The 17,758-nt window shown below is 47.5% G+C and carries 20 protein-coding genes and 2 other annotated features; of the genes, 19 read left to right on the top strand and 1 reads right to left on the bottom strand.

The features are described 5' to 3' along the window. Nucleotides 1-41: 41 nt before the first annotated feature. The gene (locus tag ODZ53_RS26805; RefSeq protein ID WP_173627753.1) at nucleotides 42-437 is read right to left on the bottom strand and encodes a nucleoside triphosphate pyrophosphohydrolase family protein; all 396 of its coding nucleotides are present in this window, start codon (nucleotides 435-437) and stop codon (nucleotides 42-44) included. Nucleotides 438-723: 286 nt separating this feature from the next. Between ODZ53_RS26805 and ODZ53_RS26800 the strand changes: the two genes are divergently transcribed. From ODZ53_RS26800 to rpoB, 19 genes are all read left to right on the top strand, one after another. Beyond that, on the top strand, nucleotides 724-1,812 hold the full coding sequence (locus tag ODZ53_RS26800) for a PIN/TRAM domain-containing protein (protein ID WP_016742860.1): 1,089 nt from the start codon (nucleotides 724-726) through the stop codon (nucleotides 1,810-1,812). Between the two features lie 27 nt (nucleotides 1,813-1,839). After that, a complete protein-coding gene (ispD, locus tag ODZ53_RS26795; RefSeq protein WP_199926591.1) occupies nucleotides 1,840-2,526 on the top strand; it encodes a 2-C-methyl-D-erythritol 4-phosphate cytidylyltransferase in 687 nt (228 codons plus the stop codon). A 3-nt stretch (nucleotides 2,527-2,529) separates the two neighbouring features. Then, entirely contained in the window at nucleotides 2,530-3,003 is a 474-nt protein-coding gene (gene ispF / locus ODZ53_RS26790) for a 2-C-methyl-D-erythritol 2,4-cyclodiphosphate synthase (RefSeq protein WP_048035642.1), read from the top strand. Between the two features lie 87 nt (nucleotides 3,004-3,090). Continuing rightward, nucleotides 3,091-4,557 (top strand): glutamate--tRNA ligase, encoded by a 1,467-nt coding sequence (gltX, locus tag ODZ53_RS26785; RefSeq protein WP_012683964.1) that lies wholly within the window; start codon nucleotides 3,091-3,093, stop codon nucleotides 4,555-4,557. 27 nt (nucleotides 4,558-4,584) lie between these two features. Further along, nucleotides 4,585-4,845: a binding site (T-box leader), on the top strand. A gap of 90 nt (nucleotides 4,846-4,935) precedes the next feature. After that, entirely contained in the window at nucleotides 4,936-5,601 is a 666-nt protein-coding gene (gene cysE, locus ODZ53_RS26780) for a serine O-acetyltransferase (protein ID WP_064202937.1), read from the top strand. Next, nucleotides 5,582-6,988 (top strand): cysteine--tRNA ligase, encoded by a 1,407-nt coding sequence (gene cysS / locus ODZ53_RS26775; RefSeq protein ID WP_372681256.1) that lies wholly within the window; start codon nucleotides 5,582-5,584, stop codon nucleotides 6,986-6,988. The genes cysE and cysS overlap by 20 nt, the downstream gene beginning before the upstream one ends. Nucleotides 6,989-7,005: 17 nt before the next feature. After that, on the top strand, nucleotides 7,006-7,410 hold the full coding sequence (locus ODZ53_RS26770) for a Mini-ribonuclease 3 (protein ID WP_007716204.1): 405 nt from the start codon (nucleotides 7,006-7,008) through the stop codon (nucleotides 7,408-7,410). Nucleotide 7,411: 1 nt separating this feature from the next. Beyond that, a complete protein-coding gene (gene rlmB / locus ODZ53_RS26765; RefSeq protein ID WP_012683967.1) occupies nucleotides 7,412-8,167 on the top strand; it encodes a 23S rRNA (guanosine(2251)-2'-O)-methyltransferase RlmB in 756 nt (251 codons plus the stop codon). 1 nt (nucleotide 8,168) lies between these two features. After that, nucleotides 8,169-8,693 (top strand): NYN domain-containing protein, encoded by a 525-nt coding sequence (locus ODZ53_RS26760; RefSeq protein WP_012683968.1) that lies wholly within the window; start codon nucleotides 8,169-8,171, stop codon nucleotides 8,691-8,693. A gap of 83 nt (nucleotides 8,694-8,776) precedes the next feature. After that, the gene (gene sigH / locus ODZ53_RS26755) at nucleotides 8,777-9,427 is read left to right on the top strand and encodes an RNA polymerase sporulation sigma factor SigH (RefSeq protein WP_005828894.1); all 651 of its coding nucleotides are present in this window, start codon (nucleotides 8,777-8,779) and stop codon (nucleotides 9,425-9,427) included. Between the two features lie 237 nt (nucleotides 9,428-9,664). Further along, on the top strand, nucleotides 9,665-9,814 hold the full coding sequence (rpmG, locus tag ODZ53_RS26750; protein WP_003392018.1) for a 50S ribosomal protein L33: 150 nt from the start codon (nucleotides 9,665-9,667) through the stop codon (nucleotides 9,812-9,814). Further along, complete coding sequence (gene secE, locus ODZ53_RS26745; protein WP_012683970.1) at nucleotides 9,814-10,062, top strand: preprotein translocase subunit SecE; 249 nt, start codon at nucleotides 9,814-9,816, stop codon at nucleotides 10,060-10,062. Before rpmG ends, secE begins: the two co-directional genes overlap by 1 nt. A 45-nt stretch (nucleotides 10,063-10,107) precedes the next feature. Further along, entirely contained in the window at nucleotides 10,108-10,644 is a 537-nt protein-coding gene (nusG, locus tag ODZ53_RS26740) for a transcription termination/antitermination protein NusG (RefSeq protein ID WP_012683971.1), read from the top strand. Nucleotides 10,645-10,831: 187 nt separating this feature from the next. Next, nucleotides 10,832-11,257: a 50S ribosomal protein L11 gene (gene rplK, locus ODZ53_RS26735; protein WP_005828886.1), complete on the top strand. Its 426-nt coding sequence runs from the start codon at nucleotides 10,832-10,834 to the stop codon at nucleotides 11,255-11,257. Nucleotides 11,258-11,346: 89 nt separating this feature from the next. Beyond that, nucleotides 11,347-12,030, top strand: a complete 684-nt coding sequence (gene rplA / locus ODZ53_RS26730) for a 50S ribosomal protein L1 (RefSeq protein ID WP_064202934.1) — start codon at nucleotides 11,347-11,349, stop codon at nucleotides 12,028-12,030. A gap of 42 nt (nucleotides 12,031-12,072) precedes the next feature. Beyond that, nucleotides 12,073-12,236: a sequence feature (ribosomal protein L10 leader region), on the top strand. Nucleotides 12,237-12,260: 24 nt separating this feature from the next. After that, on the top strand, nucleotides 12,261-12,776 hold the full coding sequence (gene rplJ / locus ODZ53_RS26725; RefSeq protein WP_012683973.1) for a 50S ribosomal protein L10: 516 nt from the start codon (nucleotides 12,261-12,263) through the stop codon (nucleotides 12,774-12,776). 55 nt (nucleotides 12,777-12,831) lie between these two features. After that, nucleotides 12,832-13,194, top strand: coding sequence for a 50S ribosomal protein L7/L12 (rplL, locus tag ODZ53_RS26720; protein WP_007716218.1), 363 nt, complete (start codon nucleotides 12,832-12,834; stop codon nucleotides 13,192-13,194). Nucleotides 13,195-13,296: 102 nt separating this feature from the next. Next, on the top strand, nucleotides 13,297-13,893 hold the full coding sequence (locus ODZ53_RS26715; RefSeq protein ID WP_372681250.1) for a class I SAM-dependent methyltransferase: 597 nt from the start codon (nucleotides 13,297-13,299) through the stop codon (nucleotides 13,891-13,893). Nucleotides 13,894-14,202: 309 nt separating this feature from the next. Beyond that, entirely contained in the window at nucleotides 14,203-17,742 is a 3,540-nt protein-coding gene (rpoB, locus tag ODZ53_RS26710) for a DNA-directed RNA polymerase subunit beta (RefSeq protein WP_172143225.1), read from the top strand. The last annotated feature ends 16 nt before the right edge of the window (nucleotides 17,743-17,758 follow it).

The raw sequence follows: 17,758 nt of genomic DNA, 5'->3' as shown, positions 1-17,758 counted from the left end.
AACTTTTTTTAGGGTTCATTCGTAATACGAGTAGCGGACTTTTAAGACAGATTGAAGACACCCAAAGTATTTAATCGGTTGGATTCCTTCTGAAGGACATCTTCTAGCTTAATGTCAGTAATATTGCACAAGGCAGTGAGGTAAAAGAGGTTCTTGCCAAGCTCAGCAGTAACTACATCGCGACAATGCTCGCACAGCGGTCCGTTAAAGTGGGTGTCCAAATGGGACTTGTTGTCCTCCAGGTTCTTGTTTGAATCGTATGTCTGTTTTTTGGCAACCACTTCGACACAGCCGCATTCGGTGATGGCTTTTGTCAGTGAACGGTTAATGCGGGATGCCGTTTCCTGAACTTTGGACATGACGTCCAGTACGCTACGATGTCTGATCAAAAGCTCGGATACTTGCGTTTGAAAGTCGTCTATGCTTCGATTGTCCATCTGGTTCACCTCTGCTTTAGGCTGTTGGTATCGTCATAATTTTCTCTCATTACGATACTGACATTATAAGAAGGGAGTCAGCTCCCTGTCAATTTAACATCGAAGGAAACTAGTGTTCCCGGGTTGACGAGAAAATGACAACTATGTTAAAATTTTTGGCTATTTGACATGGCAAAATCTTTTTTGCTATAGTGAGGGAAAGTAAGATGAAGCATTATAATGATTTGGAAAAAAATAGGTTTTTACTTTTAGGCTTCTGTCTATATTAGTAAAAGGAGGTGAAGGCATGTTACGCCGAGTAGGAAAATTCATTTTTGTTTTGATTGGTGGCGGATTGGGGTATCGATTTGGTGACGAATTGTTCTCGTTGCTCGACCCACTGTTAAACTTTGGTGTAGTAGCCGGATCGCAATATATTGGGGCTGTACTAGGTGCCATCTTGTTTTTCTTTTTAGCGAATTGGGTTGTGGATTATGTTCTGCGCATCGTTCGATGGGGTGAAGAGACACTCGTCAAAATGCCGGTTGTCGATGTGATGTTCGGAGCGATGGGGTTGATTAGTGGTCTTATTGTTGCATTCTTATTATTCCTGCCCATCAGTAAAATTCCGATTCCATTTGTAGGAGATCTTTTGCCGTTAATTGTTTCCGGGTTGCTCGGTTATTTGGGCTTCCAGGTAGGGTTTCGCAAGCGGGACGAGATTATGTCGGTATTTTCAATTGGACGTAAGGATAAGAAAAAGGATAGCGCAACAACTACCGTTAACCTGGAAAATAAAATCCTCGATACCAGTGTCATTATTGACGGACGCATCGCAGATATTTGCCGTACTGGCTTTCTGGAAGGGGTTCTGGTCATTCCGGGATTTGTGTTAGAGGAGTTGCAGCATATCGCCGATTCCTCCGATGTATTGAAGAGAAACCGCGGTCGTCGGGGTCTGGATATCTTGAACAAGATTCAAAAAGAAATGAAGGTAAAGGTTCAGATTTGGGAAGGCGATTTTGAAGAAGTATCCGAGGTGGACAGCAAGCTGATCAAGCTCGCGAAGCTCATTAACGGAAAGGTCGTAACAAACGATTTCAACCTGAACAAGGTATGTGAGCTGCAAGGTGTTGCGGTATTGAACATCAATGATTTAGCGAATGCAGTCAAGCCCGTAGTTTTACCTGGAGAAGAGATGAACGTCCAAGTCATCAAGGATGGGAAAGAGCACGGTCAGGGTGTCGCTTACCTGGACGATGGCACGATGATTGTTGTAGAGGGCGGACGAGAATACATCGGAAACGACGTCGATGTTCTCGTAACGAGTGTGCTACAAACTTCAGCAGGACGAATGATCTTTGCCAAACCAAAGTTGCTGGAACGAGCGTTATAGAAAAGACAACAGGAGAGGGATGAATCAGTGAGTACGGGTGTCGTGATCGTTGCAGCCGGTTCGGGTAAACGAATGGGTGGGCAACGGAACAAGTTGTGGTTACCGCTTGCGGGCGAGCCGATCCTGGCTCATACGGTACGTCTATTTGCTACTCATCCCGATATTGATGAAGTCGTGCTGGTGGTGAGTGAAGCAGACCACGCAGAAGTAATGACCTTGATCTCGGCTGAAAAGCTGAAGGTTGTGGTTACTATGGGTGGAGCAGAGCGACAGGACAGTGTGAGAAATGGCTTGGCTTCCCTATCCGCAAATTGCGATTACGTACTGGTTCACGATGCTGCCCGTCCTTTCGTTACTCGCAAACAGATCAGTGACATGATCAAACAGGTACAACAAGATCAGGCAACGATCATGGCAGTACCTGTCAAAGATACGATTAAAGTGGTGGGGGTAAATGGACTTGTAGAGTCAACCCCGGCACGGGAAAGCTTGTGGGCGGTTCAAACCCCACAAGCTTTTCGTATGTCTTTATTGCGAGAGGCACATCAGGCAGCAGGGGAAGCAGGGAAGCTGGGCACAGATGATGCGATGCTGGTTGAGTGGCTGGGTCATCCTGTATCGATTATGCAGGGAAGCTATGAGAACATTAAGATTACGACGCCAGACGATCTGTGGTTTGGTGAAGAGATATTGCGGAAACGAAAGGGAGAGTAGTTCATGCGTATTGGACAAGGTTTTGACGTGCATCAATTAGTAGAGGGGCGCCCATGCATTATTGGAGGCGTCACCATCCCGTATGAAAAAGGCTTGCTAGGGCATTCTGACGCGGATGTTCTCCTCCATGCGATTAGTGACGCGATTCTTGGAGCGATTGGTGAGGGGGATATTGGCCGTCATTTTCCGGATACAGACCCGGCTTTTAAGGATGCCGATAGCGTAAAGCTGCTAGAGCATGTATGGAAGTTGGTTCGGGAGCGTGGCTACCGATTAGGTAACGTAGATGCAACGATCATTGCTCAAGCGCCGAAAATGGCACCGTACATTCCGCAAATGTGTGAGGTCATTGCACGCGTGCTGGAGGCAGACGATCTCTCGCAAGTGAATGTGAAGGCGACGACATCCGAGAAACTCGGTTTTACAGGCAGAGGGGAAGGAATCGCTGCACAGGCGGTATGCTTGCTTGTCAAGTAGAGGGGCAAGGTGTAACATAAAGCCTTAGATACGTTTTTACTTAGGTCAAGGTTATAGCCTTTTACATTCATAAGGATGGTGCTACCAATGGCGAAAGAAATTCGCACTCGTTATGCGCCGAGTCCTACGGGGCATTTACACATCGGCGGTGCGCGAACAGCGCTCTTTAATTATCTTTTTGCGAAACATCACGGTGGTTCGTTCATCGTTCGGATTGAAGATACGGACCAAACGCGCAATAAGGAAAATGCGGACGAAGAGCAAATGAAAAACCTGAAATGGCTCGGCGTAACATGGGAAGAAGGTACAGACGTTGGGGGACCATATGGACCGTACCGTCAAACAGAGCGCCTGGACATTTATCGGAAATATATCGATCAACTGCTAGCAGAAGGCAAAGCATACTACTGCTACGCGACAAAAGAAGAGCTGGATGCAGAACGTGAAGAACAGCTCGCGCGTGGAGAAACACCACGCATTCTGGAAAAGCATCGCCATGTGACGGACGAGCAGCGTGCTCAGTATGAAGCAGAAGGTCGAGTGCCATCCATTCACTTCCTCGTTCAGGATGATCGCGAATATGTCGTGAACGACCTGATTCGCGGCCAGGTAACATTCAACTCCAACGAGATGGGCGATTTTGTTATTTGCCGACCGGATGGGATTCCTACATACAACTTCGCTGTTGTAGTGGACGACTATTTGATGAAAATTAGCCATGTTATTCGTGGAGAAGAGCATCTGTCCAACACGCCTCGTCAATTGATGATTTACGAAGCGTTTGGATGGGAAGCGCCTGACTTTGCTCACTTGGCACTGATCCTCAACCAAGATGGCAAAAAGATGTCCAAGCGCGACGAGAGCATTCTTCAGTTCATTGAACAGTACCGTGACCTGGGCTTCTTGCCAGAAGCAATCGTGAACTTCCTTGTTCTCTTGGGATGGTCTCCAGGTGGCGAAGAAGAGATTTTCTTAATGGAAGACCTGATCAAGCTGTTCTCAATGGATCGCGTGAACAAGTCTCCAGCTGTGTTTGATGCAACGAAGATGAACTGGATGAACAACTTCTATTTGAAGCGCCAACCGCTGGATATGATTACAGACATGTGTATCCCGCATCTGCAAAAAGCTGGCTTCATCGAAGAGACTTTGTCTGCTGAGAAGCGCGAATGGGTTCGCAGTATCGTAGGCCTGTACCAAGAGCAAATGTCCTACTGTGCGCAAATCGTTCCGTTGGCAGCCCTTTTCTTCCTCGACGAAGTGGTGTACGATGAAGAAGCAACTCTGGTGCTGAAAGAACCGCAATTGCCGGAAGTACTTGCTTCCTTTGTGAAACACCTTTCTGCCCAGGATGCATATAATGTGGATGTTATTAAAGCGGTACTCAAGGACGTGCAAAAGGAAACGGGTCACAAAGGCAAGGCGTTGTTTATGCCGGTTCGCGTAGGAGCAACTGGCCAGGCGCATGGTCGTGATTTGGCAGAGACGTTGTATCTGCTTGGACGCGACAAGGTGATTGCACGTGCACAACAAGTAATTGCAAACGGTCAGTAAGTATTGGCTGGCTATCTTTTATAAATAAGGAATGCGACGATCAGGAGAAGTACAACAGTCTTCACATCTACAGAGAGGATGGATAGGTGAGAGCCATCTGATGTGTCCTGTATGGAAATGCCCCTGTGAGCAATGAGCTGAACCTATCTTTTTGAAAAGGATATCAGTAGGCGCCATCGGCTTCCCGCCGTTATCGGGATATGAGCGAGATCGTTCGAGGTTGTTTGTTATGTCTTTGCAGCCAAGACGATCTAAGCAGAGTGGAACCACGGTAAACCCGTCTCTGTCCCTTCGTAATTGAGGGGATAGGGACGTTTTTTTATTTTAGAGGAAGTTGAACACTCGGCAGGTAAATCAGGCAGGAGGTGCCACCCAAAAATGTTAGCACAGATGAGAGATGACATTCATGCTGTTTTTGAACGAGACCCGGCTGCGCGCAGTACGCTGGAAGTCGTCATGACCTATTCCGGATTGCACGCGATATGGGGGCACCGGATTGCCCACAGGCTCTGGAAAGCTGAGCTGTGTACACTCGCCCGAATTGTCTCTCAACTATCCCGCTTTTTCACGGGAATTGAGATTCACCCGGGCGCGACAATTGGCCGCGGCCTGTTCATTGACCATGGCATGGGTGTTGTGATCGGAGAGACGTGCGAAATCGGAGACAATGTAACGATTTATCAAGGGGTTACACTCGGGGGAACAGGTAAGGAAAAAGGAAAGCGTCACCCTACGATCGGCAATGATGTCATTATTGCGACGGGAGCAAAGGTGTTGGGCTCCTTCAAAATTGGCGATAATTCAAAGATAGGGGCTGGTGCCGTTGTTTTGCAGGAGGTACCGCCGAACTCGACCGTAGTAGGAATCAAGGGGCGTATCGTCATCCAGGATGGCAAGCGGGTCAAAAATGACCTGGACCATGTAAACATGCCAGACCCGGTAGCGGATACGATTCGTATGATGCAAAAGGAAATTGATCAATTACGCAAAGAATTGGAGCTTTTGAGGGAGGATAAAAAGAACGATGGGCATTCAGCTAACTAACACGATGACGCGGCGAAAGGAACCGTTTCACACATTGGAGCCAGGAAAGGTAAAAATGTACGTGTGCGGCCCGACCGTGTACAATTACATTCACATTGGAAATGCGCGCCCTGCCATTGTATTTGATACACTGCGTCGTTACTTGAAATATCGTGGCTACGAAGTGACATTCGTGCAAAATATTACGGACGTAGATGACAAATTGATTCGTGTGGCGAATCAGGAAGGTGTCACTGTCAAAGAAGTGGCGGATCGATACACAGATGCGTACAATGCTGATCTGAAATCACTGAACGTATCGCCTCCAGATATTCAACCGCGAGTGATGCAGACCATTCCGGAGATCATTGAATTCGTGCAAGGGCTGATTGAAAAAGGCTTTGCCTACGAGAGTGAAGGTGACGTCTATTTCCGCACGGGGCGTTTTCAGGAATACGGAAAGCTTTCGCATCAACCGCTGGATGATTTGCAGGCAGGTGCTCGTGTAGAAATCAACGAGAAAAAGGAACATCCCCTGGACTTTGTGCTTTGGAAAGCGGCCAAGACTGGAGAAGTTACTTGGGATAGTCCGTGGGGCGAAGGAAGACCGGGATGGCATATTGAGTGCTCGGCAATGGCCCTGAAGTTTTTAGGGGAGGAAATCGATATTCATGCGGGCGGAACAGACCTTGTGTTCCCTCACCACGAGAACGAAATTGCCCAGTCGGAATGCTTTACGGGTAAAGTTTTTGCTCGCTATTGGCTGCACAACGGCATGCTCAATATCGATAACGAAAAAATGTCTAAATCCCTCGGGAATTTCTTGCTTGCACGCGATCTTTCGGAGAAATTCGGCGGTCAATTAATTCGCTTCTTTATGCTTCAGGGACACTATCGCAACCCGATCAATTTTAGCGAAGAGTTGATCGAACAAGCGGCCAATGGTTTGGATCGAATCACGACGGCGTATACGAATCTTTCCCATCGTCTGGATACCGCCCGAGCAGAAGAGCTGAATGATCAGGCACAGGAGCAGGCACGAATCATTGGAGAGCTTCGCGAGCGCTTCATTGCCGAGATGGATGATGATATCAATACAGCGAATGCTATTACCGTTATTTTTGATGTGGTGAAGGAAGCCAACCTTTATTTGCGTCATCAAAATGTAGGCGAAACCGAAGTTCGTGCATACATGGATTTGTTGGTGGAGTTGACGGAGGTTCTTGGTCTTGACATTGCAGAAGAGCAGGAGCTGTTGGATAGTGAGATTGATGCGTTGATCGAAGAGCGCACAGAAGCTCGCAAAGCAAGAAACTTTGCGCGTTCTGACGAAATCCGCGATCTGCTCGCTGCAAAAGGAATCGTGCTAGAGGACACGCCACAAGGTGTTCGCTGGCGTCGAAAATAAGGGGCCAAAGAAAATAAATGCAAAAAGAAGAACTGACCCGAGATCCTAATCTGACAAATCCACTCGTGCTTGCCTTCCTCGGGGATGCTACCTATTCGCATTGTGTCAGGTATCATTTGATCGCCAAGGGGCTGGTTAAACCAAACCAGCTCCACAAGGCGGCCAACCGCTATGTTTCAGCGAAAGCACAGGCCAATGTGTTGTTGACGTTAATGCCCACATTGCCGGAGGAAGAATTGAATGTAGTGAAGCGGGGGCGGAATGCCAAATCCGGCTCCAGTGCCAAAAACGCAGATATTATCGACTACCGTCATGCAACGGCTTTTGAAGCATTGATCGGGTACCTGTACTTGAGTGGAAAAGAAGAGCGGATCGCTGAAATTGTGCAGCAGGCTTTTGCCATAGTGGAAGGAGAATCATGAAATGAGTGAAGAATGGATTCTGGGGAAAAACCCCGTCATCGAGGCTCTGCGATCAGGCCGTACGATCAATAAGATTTGGGTTGCAGAGGGAACGAATAAAAATCTGATGGGACCTGTCTTTGCCTTGGCAAAAGAACAGGGTGTCATTGTGACGACAGCGAACCGCAAAAAGCTGGATCAGCTTGTGTCGACGGACAACCACCAGGGTGTAGTGGCTTCTGTTGCTGCTTACGATTACGTAGAAGTAGACGATATTTTGAAGCGGGCAGAGGAGAAAAACGAGGCGCCGTTTATTTTGCTGCTGGACGAGCTGGAGGATCCGCATAACCTCGGTTCCATCATGCGGACAGCCGATGCAGTCGGGGCTCATGGTGTCATCATTCCAAAACGACGTTCAGTCAGTCTTACAGCAACAGTGGCAAAAGCTTCGGCAGGGGCGATCAATTACGTACCGGTAGCACGAGTGACGAACTTGGTTCGTACCATGGAAGAGCTCAAAGAACGCGGTGTTTGGATCGCGGGAACAGATGCGAGTGCCAAGCAAGATTTCCGCCAGGGTGATTATACGATGCCGCTTGCAATTGTCATTGGCAGCGAAGGAAAAGGCATGAGTCGTCTCGTTCGGGAAAACTGTGATTTTCTGTACAGCCTTCCGATGGCGGGCAATGTTACCTCTCTCAATGCTTCTGTAGCAGCTGCCTTGTTGATGTATGAAGTCTATCGCTCCAGGAGTCCAATTCCGACGCGGGTGAAATGACATGGCGAAACGAAAAGCCAAGCAGCTGTTGATCGTAGATGGATACAATATCATCGGCGCCTGGCCCGATCTGCGCCTGTTGAAGGATCAAGAGCGGATGGACGAGGCGCGTGATCAATTAATCGCAAAAATGGCTGAGTACCAGAGCTACACTGGTGTGATGGTCATCATTGTCTTTGATGCGTACAACGTTCCTGGTAGTGGCCGTCAAATGGAAGACTTCCAGGTTGAAGTTTATTTCACGAAAAAAAAGGAGACGGCAGACGAGAAAATTGAGCAATTAGTCTCCCAATTTCACAATAAAAATCGACAAATTTATGTAGCAACTTCTGACTATACCTCTCAACGTGTCATATTTGGGCAGGGGGCTTTGCGCAAATCAGCGCGGGAGTTGTTGCTCGATATGGAAAATGCGGGCAAGGAAATCAAGAAACAGGTCGAAAAAACGCAAGAAGAACGTTTCTCCACGCGGATTACGCTGAATGATGAAATAGCGAAAATATTCGAAAAATGGAGAAGGGAATAACTTGGATTCGGTTGACGCTTTTTTACGGCATCATGTATAATAGCGCTATCTATTGGAGAAACCGGTTGGCGGAGGGATCATTTGTGAGTGTTGACCTCAAGGAGTTAAAACATGCCCAATATGAACTAATGACCGACGAAGAAGTAGTCGACCTGGTTCGCGATAATGACGCCGAAGCTTTGGAGTATTTGATCAACAAATACAAGAACTTCGTTCGTGCCAAAGCGAGATCCTATTTTCTTATTGGGGCTGACCGCGAAGACATCGTGCAGGAAGGGATGATCGGACTGTACAAGTCTATTCGCGACTTCCGAGGAGACAAGCTCACGTCGTTCAAGGCATTTGCTGAGCTGTGTATTACCCGTCAGATCATTACCGCGATCAAGACAGCGACACGCCAGAAGCACATCCCGCTCAATTCTTACGTCTCACTGGACAAGCCTATCTACGATGAAGATTCTGACCGCACACTCCTCGATGTGATCTCGGGAACAAAAGTGACCGATCCAGAGGAATTGTTTATCAATCGGGAAGAGTTCGATGATATCGAGGGCAAAATGAGTGAAATTTTGAGTGACTTGGAGCGTCAGGTTCTCATGCTCTATTTGGATGGGCGATCCTATCAGCAGATTGCCGTCGAGCTGAAGCGTCACGTCAAGTCTATTGATAATGCATTGCAGCGAGTAAAGCGCAAGCTAGAGCGCTATTTGGAAGGAAGAGAGATTCATCTGTAGAGAATCTCTCTTTTTATTTTGGAAGCAAAAGGACTATCTCTTGTCAAGTCATTTTGTTTGACATGGGTATTTCGGTATGATAAATTTATTTAGGTAGCCATAGACTCTTATCTCTCTGTTCTATGGTTACTTAGGTGAATGAAATGGTCTGGAAAAAGTAGCGGTTTTCCCGTACTATTTATCATCGGGGTACTTTTAACTAATAGCAGGTTTGAAATGAGATGGAGGTGGCAATAAATGCGAGTAAACATCACGTTGGCGTGCACCGAGTGTGGCGAGCGTAACTATATCTCCACAAAGAACAAGCGCACCACTACTGAACGTGTTGAACTGAAAAAGTATTGCTCCCGTGACAAGAAGCAAACCCTTCATCGCGAGACGAAGTAATGGTTGATGCGACGAAGTCAGGGGGTGGCAAAGTGGGTTTTTTATCACGAATTGGAGCCAGTTTTCGCCGTACCGGTGGTTTTTTTAGTGACGTAATGTCCGAGCTAAAGAAAGTCCGTTGGCCCAACCGTAAAGAATTGACGACCTATACGCTCGTTGTTCTCGTCACGGTTGTGCTCCTGGCAATATTCTTCTTCGTCGTTGATTTGGGTATCTCGCGCTTGATCGATTTGATTCTAGGAACGTAATTATGCAAGTCTTAGGAGGGACGGACGGTTATCGTCCTGTTGGATATGGAAAAAGCATGGTATGTACTTCATACGTACTCAGGTTACGAAAACAAGGTAAAAACAAATCTGGAGAAGCGACTCGAGTCGATGGGCATGGAAGACAAGATCTTTCGCGTTCTTGTTCCCACTGAAGAAGAGGTGGAAACCAAGGATGGTAAAAAGCGCACCGTCACGAAAAAAGTGTTTCCTGGATACGTCCTTGTTGAAATGGTGATGACGGACGACTCTTGGTATGTCGTGCGCAACACCCCTGGGGTTACCGGCTTTGTCGGATCCACGGGTGCTGGCTCTAAACCGACAGCGCTGCGTCCTGAAGAGGCCGATACGATTCTCAAGCAAATGGGAATCGAAATTCCCAAGATCAGAGTCGATTTTGCTCTCCGCGATATGGTGCGCGTCACAGATGGTCCGTTTTCCAATCGCACCGGGGAGATTATCGAGATTTACCCGGACAGGCAGAAGGTTCGCGTGTTGGTGGACATCTTCGGTCGCGAAACACCGGTAGAGCTAGACTTTACACAAGTTCAACAATTGGATTAGGATTCAACTTGAAAAGTATCGCGCTATGTGGTACATTTCATTTTGTTTTAACAATCCCACAAAATTAATTTGGGGTTTCTTGCACTCTCACTATAGATCGAAAGTCTGTTACATACAGACTTTCAAAAAACGGTGGGAGGGGGCATTCCCCCGTAATAACCACATGTGAAGTAAGGAGGTGTGTTACGTGGCTAAGAAGGTTATCCGCGTAATTAAATTACAAATCCCAGCAGGTAAAGCGAATCCTGCACCTCCAGTAGGTCCGGCTCTCGGTCAAGCTGGTGTAAACATCATGGGATTCTGTAAAGAATTCAATGCTCGCACTGAAAGCGAAGTAGGTATGATCATTCCGGTGGAAATCACCGTGTTTGAAGACCGTTCTTTCACTTTTATCACAAAAACTCCTCCAGCTGCAGTTCTGTTGAAGAAAGCTGCTGGTATTGAGTCCGGTTCTGGCGTACCAAACAAAACAAAGGTTGCTACGCTGAAGCGTGATAAAGTTCGTGAAATCGCAGAACTGAAGCGTCCTGACCTGAATGCTGCATCCGTTGAAGCGGCTATGCGCATGGTAGAAGGTACAGCTCGTTCTATGGGTATCGTAATCGAAGACTAATTGTCTTGAGTGCAAGGGGGCACAGACGTTGTGCCCCCCTGTCTGTGGGAGGATCAACCGCTACGACCACATTGAAGGGAGATTTAATCATGGCGAAAAAAGGTAAGAAATATCAAGATGCTGTAAAGCTCGTTGATAAAAACAAAGTATACGAAGTAGTTGAAGGCGTTGAGCTGGTTAAAAAAGCAGCTACAGCTAAATTCGACGAAACTGTTGAAGCAGCTTTCCGTTTGGGCGTAGATCCTAAGCGTGCTGACCAACAAATTCGTGGCGCAGTTGTATTGCCACATGGTACTGGTAAAGTACAACGTGTTCTCGTATTCGCAAAAGGCGAAAAAGCAAAAGATGCGGAAGCAGCTGGCGCAGACTTCGTAGGCGATGCAGACATGATCGCAAAAATTCAAGGTGGCTGGTTCGACTTTGACGTTGTAGTAGCTACTCCTGATATGATGGGTGAAGTAGGTAAATTGGGTCGTGTACTCGGTCCAAAAGGCCTGATGCCAAACCCTAAAACCGGTACAGTTACTTTCGATGTAACCAAAGCGGTTAACGAAATCAAAGCAGGTAAAATTGAGTACCGTGTAGACAAAGCGGGTAACATCCACGCTCCTATCGGAAAAGCATCCTTCGATGCTGATAAACTGGTAGAAAACCTGGCTGCTCTGACTGAAGCACTGAACCGTGCGAAACCAGCTGCTGCTAAAGGTGTTTACATGAGAAACGTAACCCTGAGCTCCACTATGGGCCCTGGCGTACGTGTAGCTGTAAAATAATGACACTTGACTTCCTTTACGGGAGTTGTTAAGATAGTCCCTGTTGATGAAAAGAATATGCCGTAGACAGAAGGTGCGGTGCTTGTGAGAGTAACGCTTAATACCCCTCCGAGGCGTGTAATGTACGAATGAGGAAACGCTGTTTTCCTTTGACGATATAGCATTATGCCCTCGTGAGTCTGCGAGGGCATTCTTCATTTTCTAGGATTAGAGCACGGGAGGTGTAATCAATGGCAGAAATTCGTCCAACCGTTATTCGTGAAGAAAAGGTACAAGCGATCAACGAAATCGCAGCTAAGCTTCGCGAAAGCCAAACTACAGTGGTAGCTGACTACCGCGGTCTGACAGTAGCACAAGTAACTGAGCTCCGTAAGCAATTGCGTGAAGCTGGTGTTGAGTTCCAGGTGTTGAAAAACTCCCTGACTCGTTTGGCTACTGAGAAGGAAAGCCTGACTGAACTGGATCAATATCTGACTGGACCAAACGCTCTGGCGTTCTCCAAAGACGATATCATCGCTCCAGCGAAAGTTATCGCTGAATTCGCTAAGAAAAACGACAAGCTGGAAATCAAGGGTGGCGTTATCGAGGGTAAAGTAGTTGATGCTGAGCAAATTAAAGCTCTGGCTTCCCTGCCGAACCGCGAAGGTCTCTTGTCCATGCTTCTTTCCGTCCTGCAAGCTCCAATGCGCAACGTTGCACTGGCAGTCAAAGCAGTGGCAGAACAAAAAGAAGGTCAAGGCGCGTAATCGTCTGATCGGTTAATGTTTTACAAATACTATTCCTTGAATGGAGGATTTACAAATGTCTAAAGACCAAATCTTGGAAGCCATTAAAGGCATGTCCGTTCTCGAACTGAACGATCTGGTAAAAGCAATTGAAGAAGAATTCGGTGTAACTGCTGCTGCTCCTGTAGCTGTAGTTGCTGGTGGCGGAGCAGAAGCTGCTGCTGAGCAAACTGAGTTCACTGTTAACCTGGTAAGCGGCGGCGCTTCCAAAATCAACGTAATCAAAGTTGTTCGCGAGCTGACTGGCTTGGGTCTGAAAGAAGCAAAAGACCTGGTAGACAACGCTCCAAAAACACTCAAAGAGGGCGTTTCCAAAGACGAAGCAGAAGCCCTCAAAGCAAAACTCGAAGAAGCTGGCGCACAAGTAGAAGTAAAGTAAGTTAGCTTCCTTTAGGATATCCCCTTGCCTGCGGCAGGGGGATTTTCTGTAAGCTTTTGATGTTAGAGGTTTTCGTAAACGATGAGGAAGGGTGAATCACACGTGGCAGACCATTACTATACCAATCAACCGGGCGCTGCACATGATGAACAGCAATTTACGTTCAACCTCCGTGGTAATGAATTTCGTTTCATAACGGATGCTGGCGTTTTTTCCCGAGACCGGATTGATTTTGGAAGTGTATTGCTCATCGAGAACATGGAAATCGACAGTCATGCACGTGTGCTTGATGTGGGATGCGGGTATGGTCCGATGGGATTGACGGCTGCCAAGCTTGCTGATCATGGTCGGGTGACGATGATCGACGTGAACGAGCGTGCGGTTAACCTGGCTCGTCGTAATGCAGAAGCAAATGGAATAAAAAATGTTGAGGTTCGAGTGAGTGATGTCTACAGCGGCGTGCAAGGCGAGCAGTTTGATGTCATTCTGACCAATCCGCCGATTCGTGCGGGTAAGGAAATCGTTCATCGCATTTTTGTTGAGGGATACGACCTGTTGGTAGAAGGCGGAGAAATGTGGGTTGTCATTCAGAAGAAGCAAGGCGCCCCATCTGCATTAAAGAAGCTGCAGGAAGTGTACCGCGAAGTACTAGAGGTAGATCGGGAAAAAGGCTATCACATATTCAGGGCTATCAAATAAGCAAGAAGAAATCATTAGAAAAGTTTTCTTGACGTGAATAATTGAATGTGATAGTATTATAAAATGTCAATATGGGATAAATGTCTATTTTTCAGCAATTCCCTGTCCATCAAGCGTTTCTACTTTTTTCCTAAGATAGGAATGTTTGGGTGAAAACATGGGAATTCTTTTAAAATAGAGTTTCTCTGGGTTAAAAATGGTTGAAGCTGCTTTAACCCATTTTTATTTTTAGGCATTCGAATGCGACTGAAAGAAGTTGCCGAATGCCGAGTTTCTATGTGTGAAAACACAACCTGAGGGGTGAATAAGTTGGCAGGTAAAGTGATTCAAAGTGGCCGACACCGCCAGCGTCGTACGTATTCACGTATTAACGAAGTGCTGGGCCTTCCAAATCTCATCGAGATTCAACAAAAGTCCTACCAATGGTTCCTTGATGAGGGGCTCCGTGAGATGTTCCAAGACATTTCGCCAATCCAGGACTTCACAGGTAATCTCGTGCTGGAGTTTATCGACTACAGCTTGGGAGAGCCGAAGTACGATGTTGACGAGTCGAAAGAACGTGACGTCACCTATGCGGCGCCTCTGCGTGTGAAGGTACGTTTGTTGAACAAAGAGACGGGTGAAGTGAAGGAACAAGAAGTATTCATGGGGGATTTCCCGCTCATGACCGAAACGGGAACCTTCATTATTAATGGTGCTGAGCGCGTAATTGTCAGCCAGCTTGTTCGTTCCCCCAGTGTATATTACAACACCAAAGTGGACAAAAACGGCAAGCAGACGTTTACAGCTACAGTAATCCCGAACCGGGGTGCTTGGCTGGAGCTGGAGACCGATGCGAAGGACGTTATTTATGTCCGCATCGACCGTACGCGAAAAATCCCGGTAACGGTTCTTTTGCGTGCGTTGGGCTTTGGTTCCGACATTGAGATTCTCAACTTGCTGGGTGAAGATGAATACATCAAGAACACGCTGGAAAAAGACAATACGGATTCTACGGAAAAAGCACTCATCGAAATCTACGAGCGTCTTCGTCCGGGTGAGCCACCAACAGTCGAAAATGCGAAGAGCCTCTTGATCTCTCGTTTCTTCGACCCTAAGCGCTATGATTTGGCTTCTGTTGGTCGCTATAAAATGAACAAAAAGCTTCATTTGAAAAACCGTCTGTACAACCAACGTCTGGCTGAAACGTTGATCGATACGACAACAGGTGAGATTTTTGCCGAAGCAGGTCAAATGATTGACCGTCGTGTGTTGGAACGTATTGTGCCAGCTCTGGAAGGCAGCATCGGATTTATCGACGTTCGCACGCATGGCGGCGTTCTGGAAGATGAAGCAATCCATCTACAATCTATCAATATTTTTTCTCCGATTGAAGATGGCAAGATCATCAAAGTAATCGGAAACGGAAATGTAGATAAGTCCTTCAAACATATTACGCCGGCGGACATCGTATCGGCGATCAACTATTTCATGAACCTACTGCACAGTGTAGGCTCCACAGATGATATCGACCACTTGGGTAACCGTCGTCTGCGTTCCGTAGGTGAACTGTTGCAGAACCAGTTCCGTATTGGTCTGTCCCGTATGGAGCGTGTGGTTCGTGAGCGCATGTCCATCCAGGATCAAAACCAAATTACACCGCAAGCTCTCATTAACATCCGTCCAGTGATTGCCTCGCTGAAGGAGTTCTTTGGTAGCTCGCAGTTGTCCCAGTTCATGGATCAAACAAATCCATTGGCTGAGCTGACGCACAAACGCCGTTTGTCCGCACTCGGACCTGGTGGTTTGACGCGTGAGCGCGCGGGCTTCGAAGTGCGCGACGTTCACCATTCCCACTACGGTCGTATGTGTCCAATTGAGACGCCAGAGGGACCAAACATTGGTTTGATCAACTCCCTGTCGTCCTTTGCACGCATTAACGATTACGGATTCATCGAAACGCCGCGTCGTAAAGTAGATCCAGAAACAGGCTTCGTGTTGACTGATATCAGCTACTTGACTGCTGATGAGGAAGACGTGTTCAACGTGGCACAGGCGAATCAGCCACTTGATGAAGATGGCCGTTTCGTAAACGACATGGTAATCTGCCGTCGTAAAGGTGAGATCTTGAGCGTACCGCGCGACAAGGTAGACTTCATGGACGTATCGCCGAAGCAGGTTGTATCCGTTGCGACAGCGCTGATTCCGTTCCTCGAGAACGATGACGCCAACCGCGCACTGATGGGTTCAAACATGCAGCGGCAGGCCGTTCCGCTTTTGATTCCACAAGCACCGTTTGTCGGTACGGGTATGGAACATAAAGCAGCGCAAGACTCCGGTGTGGCGATCGTTGCCAAACATCCGGGTCAAGTAGAGCGCGTAACGGCTCGCGAAATCTGGATTCGTCGTTACCAAGAAATCGATGGCAGAAAAGTTGCTGGCGATCTCGATAAATACAAAATGCACAAGTTTATCCGTTCCAACCAAGGTACCTGCATCAACCAGCGTCCAATTGTAAGCACTGGAGACTGGATTGAAAAAGGCGATATCGTTGGGGACGGCCCATCCACTGAAAAAGGTGAATTGGCTCTCGGTCGTAACGTAATCGTTGCGTTTATGACGTGGGAAGGATACAACTACGAAGACGCGATTCTTCTAAGTGAAAAACTTGTAAAAGATGACGTGTATACGTCTATTCATATTGAAGAATACGAGTCCGAAGCTCGCGACACCAAGCTGGGTCCAGAGGAAATCACTCGCGATATTCCAAACGTCGGGGAAGATGCTCTGAAAAACCTGGACGAACGCGGTATCATCCGTGTTGGTGCGGAGATTCAGGACGGCGACATTCTCGTTGGTAAGGTTACACCTAAAGGGGTTACTGAGCTGACAGCAGAAGAACGCCTCCTGCATGCCATCTTCGGTGAAAAAGCTCGTGAAGTTCGTGATACATCCCTGCGCGTACCGCATGGTGGTTCCGGTATCATCGTAGACGTAAAAGTATTTACGCGTGAGAATGGCGACGAATTGCCACCAGGTGTAAACCAACTCGTTCGCGTTTACATCGCCCAAAAACGGAAAATCTCCGTGGGTGACAAAATGGCCGGTCGACATGGTAACAAAGGGGTTATCGCCCGCATCATGGCGGAAGAAGATATGCCGTTCCTGCCAGATGGTTCTCCAGTAGAGATCGTACTTAACCCGTTGGGCGTACCTTCGCGTATGAACATCGGTCAGGTATTGGAGACTCACTTGGGTATGGCAGCGAAACTTCTGGGTATCCACGTAGCAACGCCGGTATTCGACGGTGCACGTCAGGCAGAAGTATTCGAAACGTTGGAAGAAGCAGGTCTGGATCGTGACGGAAAAACGATCTTGTTTGATGGTCGTACTGGTGAACCGTTTGATCGCCGTGTAACAGTTGGTTGTGTATACATGCTGAAACTGGCTCACTTGGTTGACGATAAAATCCATGCTCGTTCTACTGGTCCTTACTCTCTTGTTACGCAACAGCCATTGGGTGGTAAAGCTCAATTCGGTGGACAGCGTTTCGGGGAGATGGAGGTTTGGGCATTGGAAGCATACGGTGCTGCCTACACCTTGCAAGAAATTCTTACTGTCAAGTCGGATGACGTCGTGGGCCGCGTGAAAACGTACGAAGCGATCGTTAAGGGCGAAAACGTTCCAGAACCAGGTGTTCCTGAGTCCTTCAAGGTATTGATCAAGGAACTGCAGAGCTTGGGTATGGACGTGAAGATTCTGTCCGGTGACGAGCAGGAGATTGAAATGCGTGAAATGGAAGATGAGGATGAAGGTAACGGTGAAAAACTGAACCTCGTTCTCGAAGGCGGAAGCTTGAACGAAGAGTAAGATTCCGGTACCAAGG

The sequence above is a fragment of the Brevibacillus sp. BD137 genome, assembly GCF_041644655.1.
Lineage (GTDB): Bacteria > Bacillota > Bacilli > Brevibacillales > Brevibacillaceae > Brevibacillus > Brevibacillus brevis_D.
Note: the sequence above shows the minus strand (reverse complement) of the source record. Positions and strands in the feature narration are given on the sequence as shown.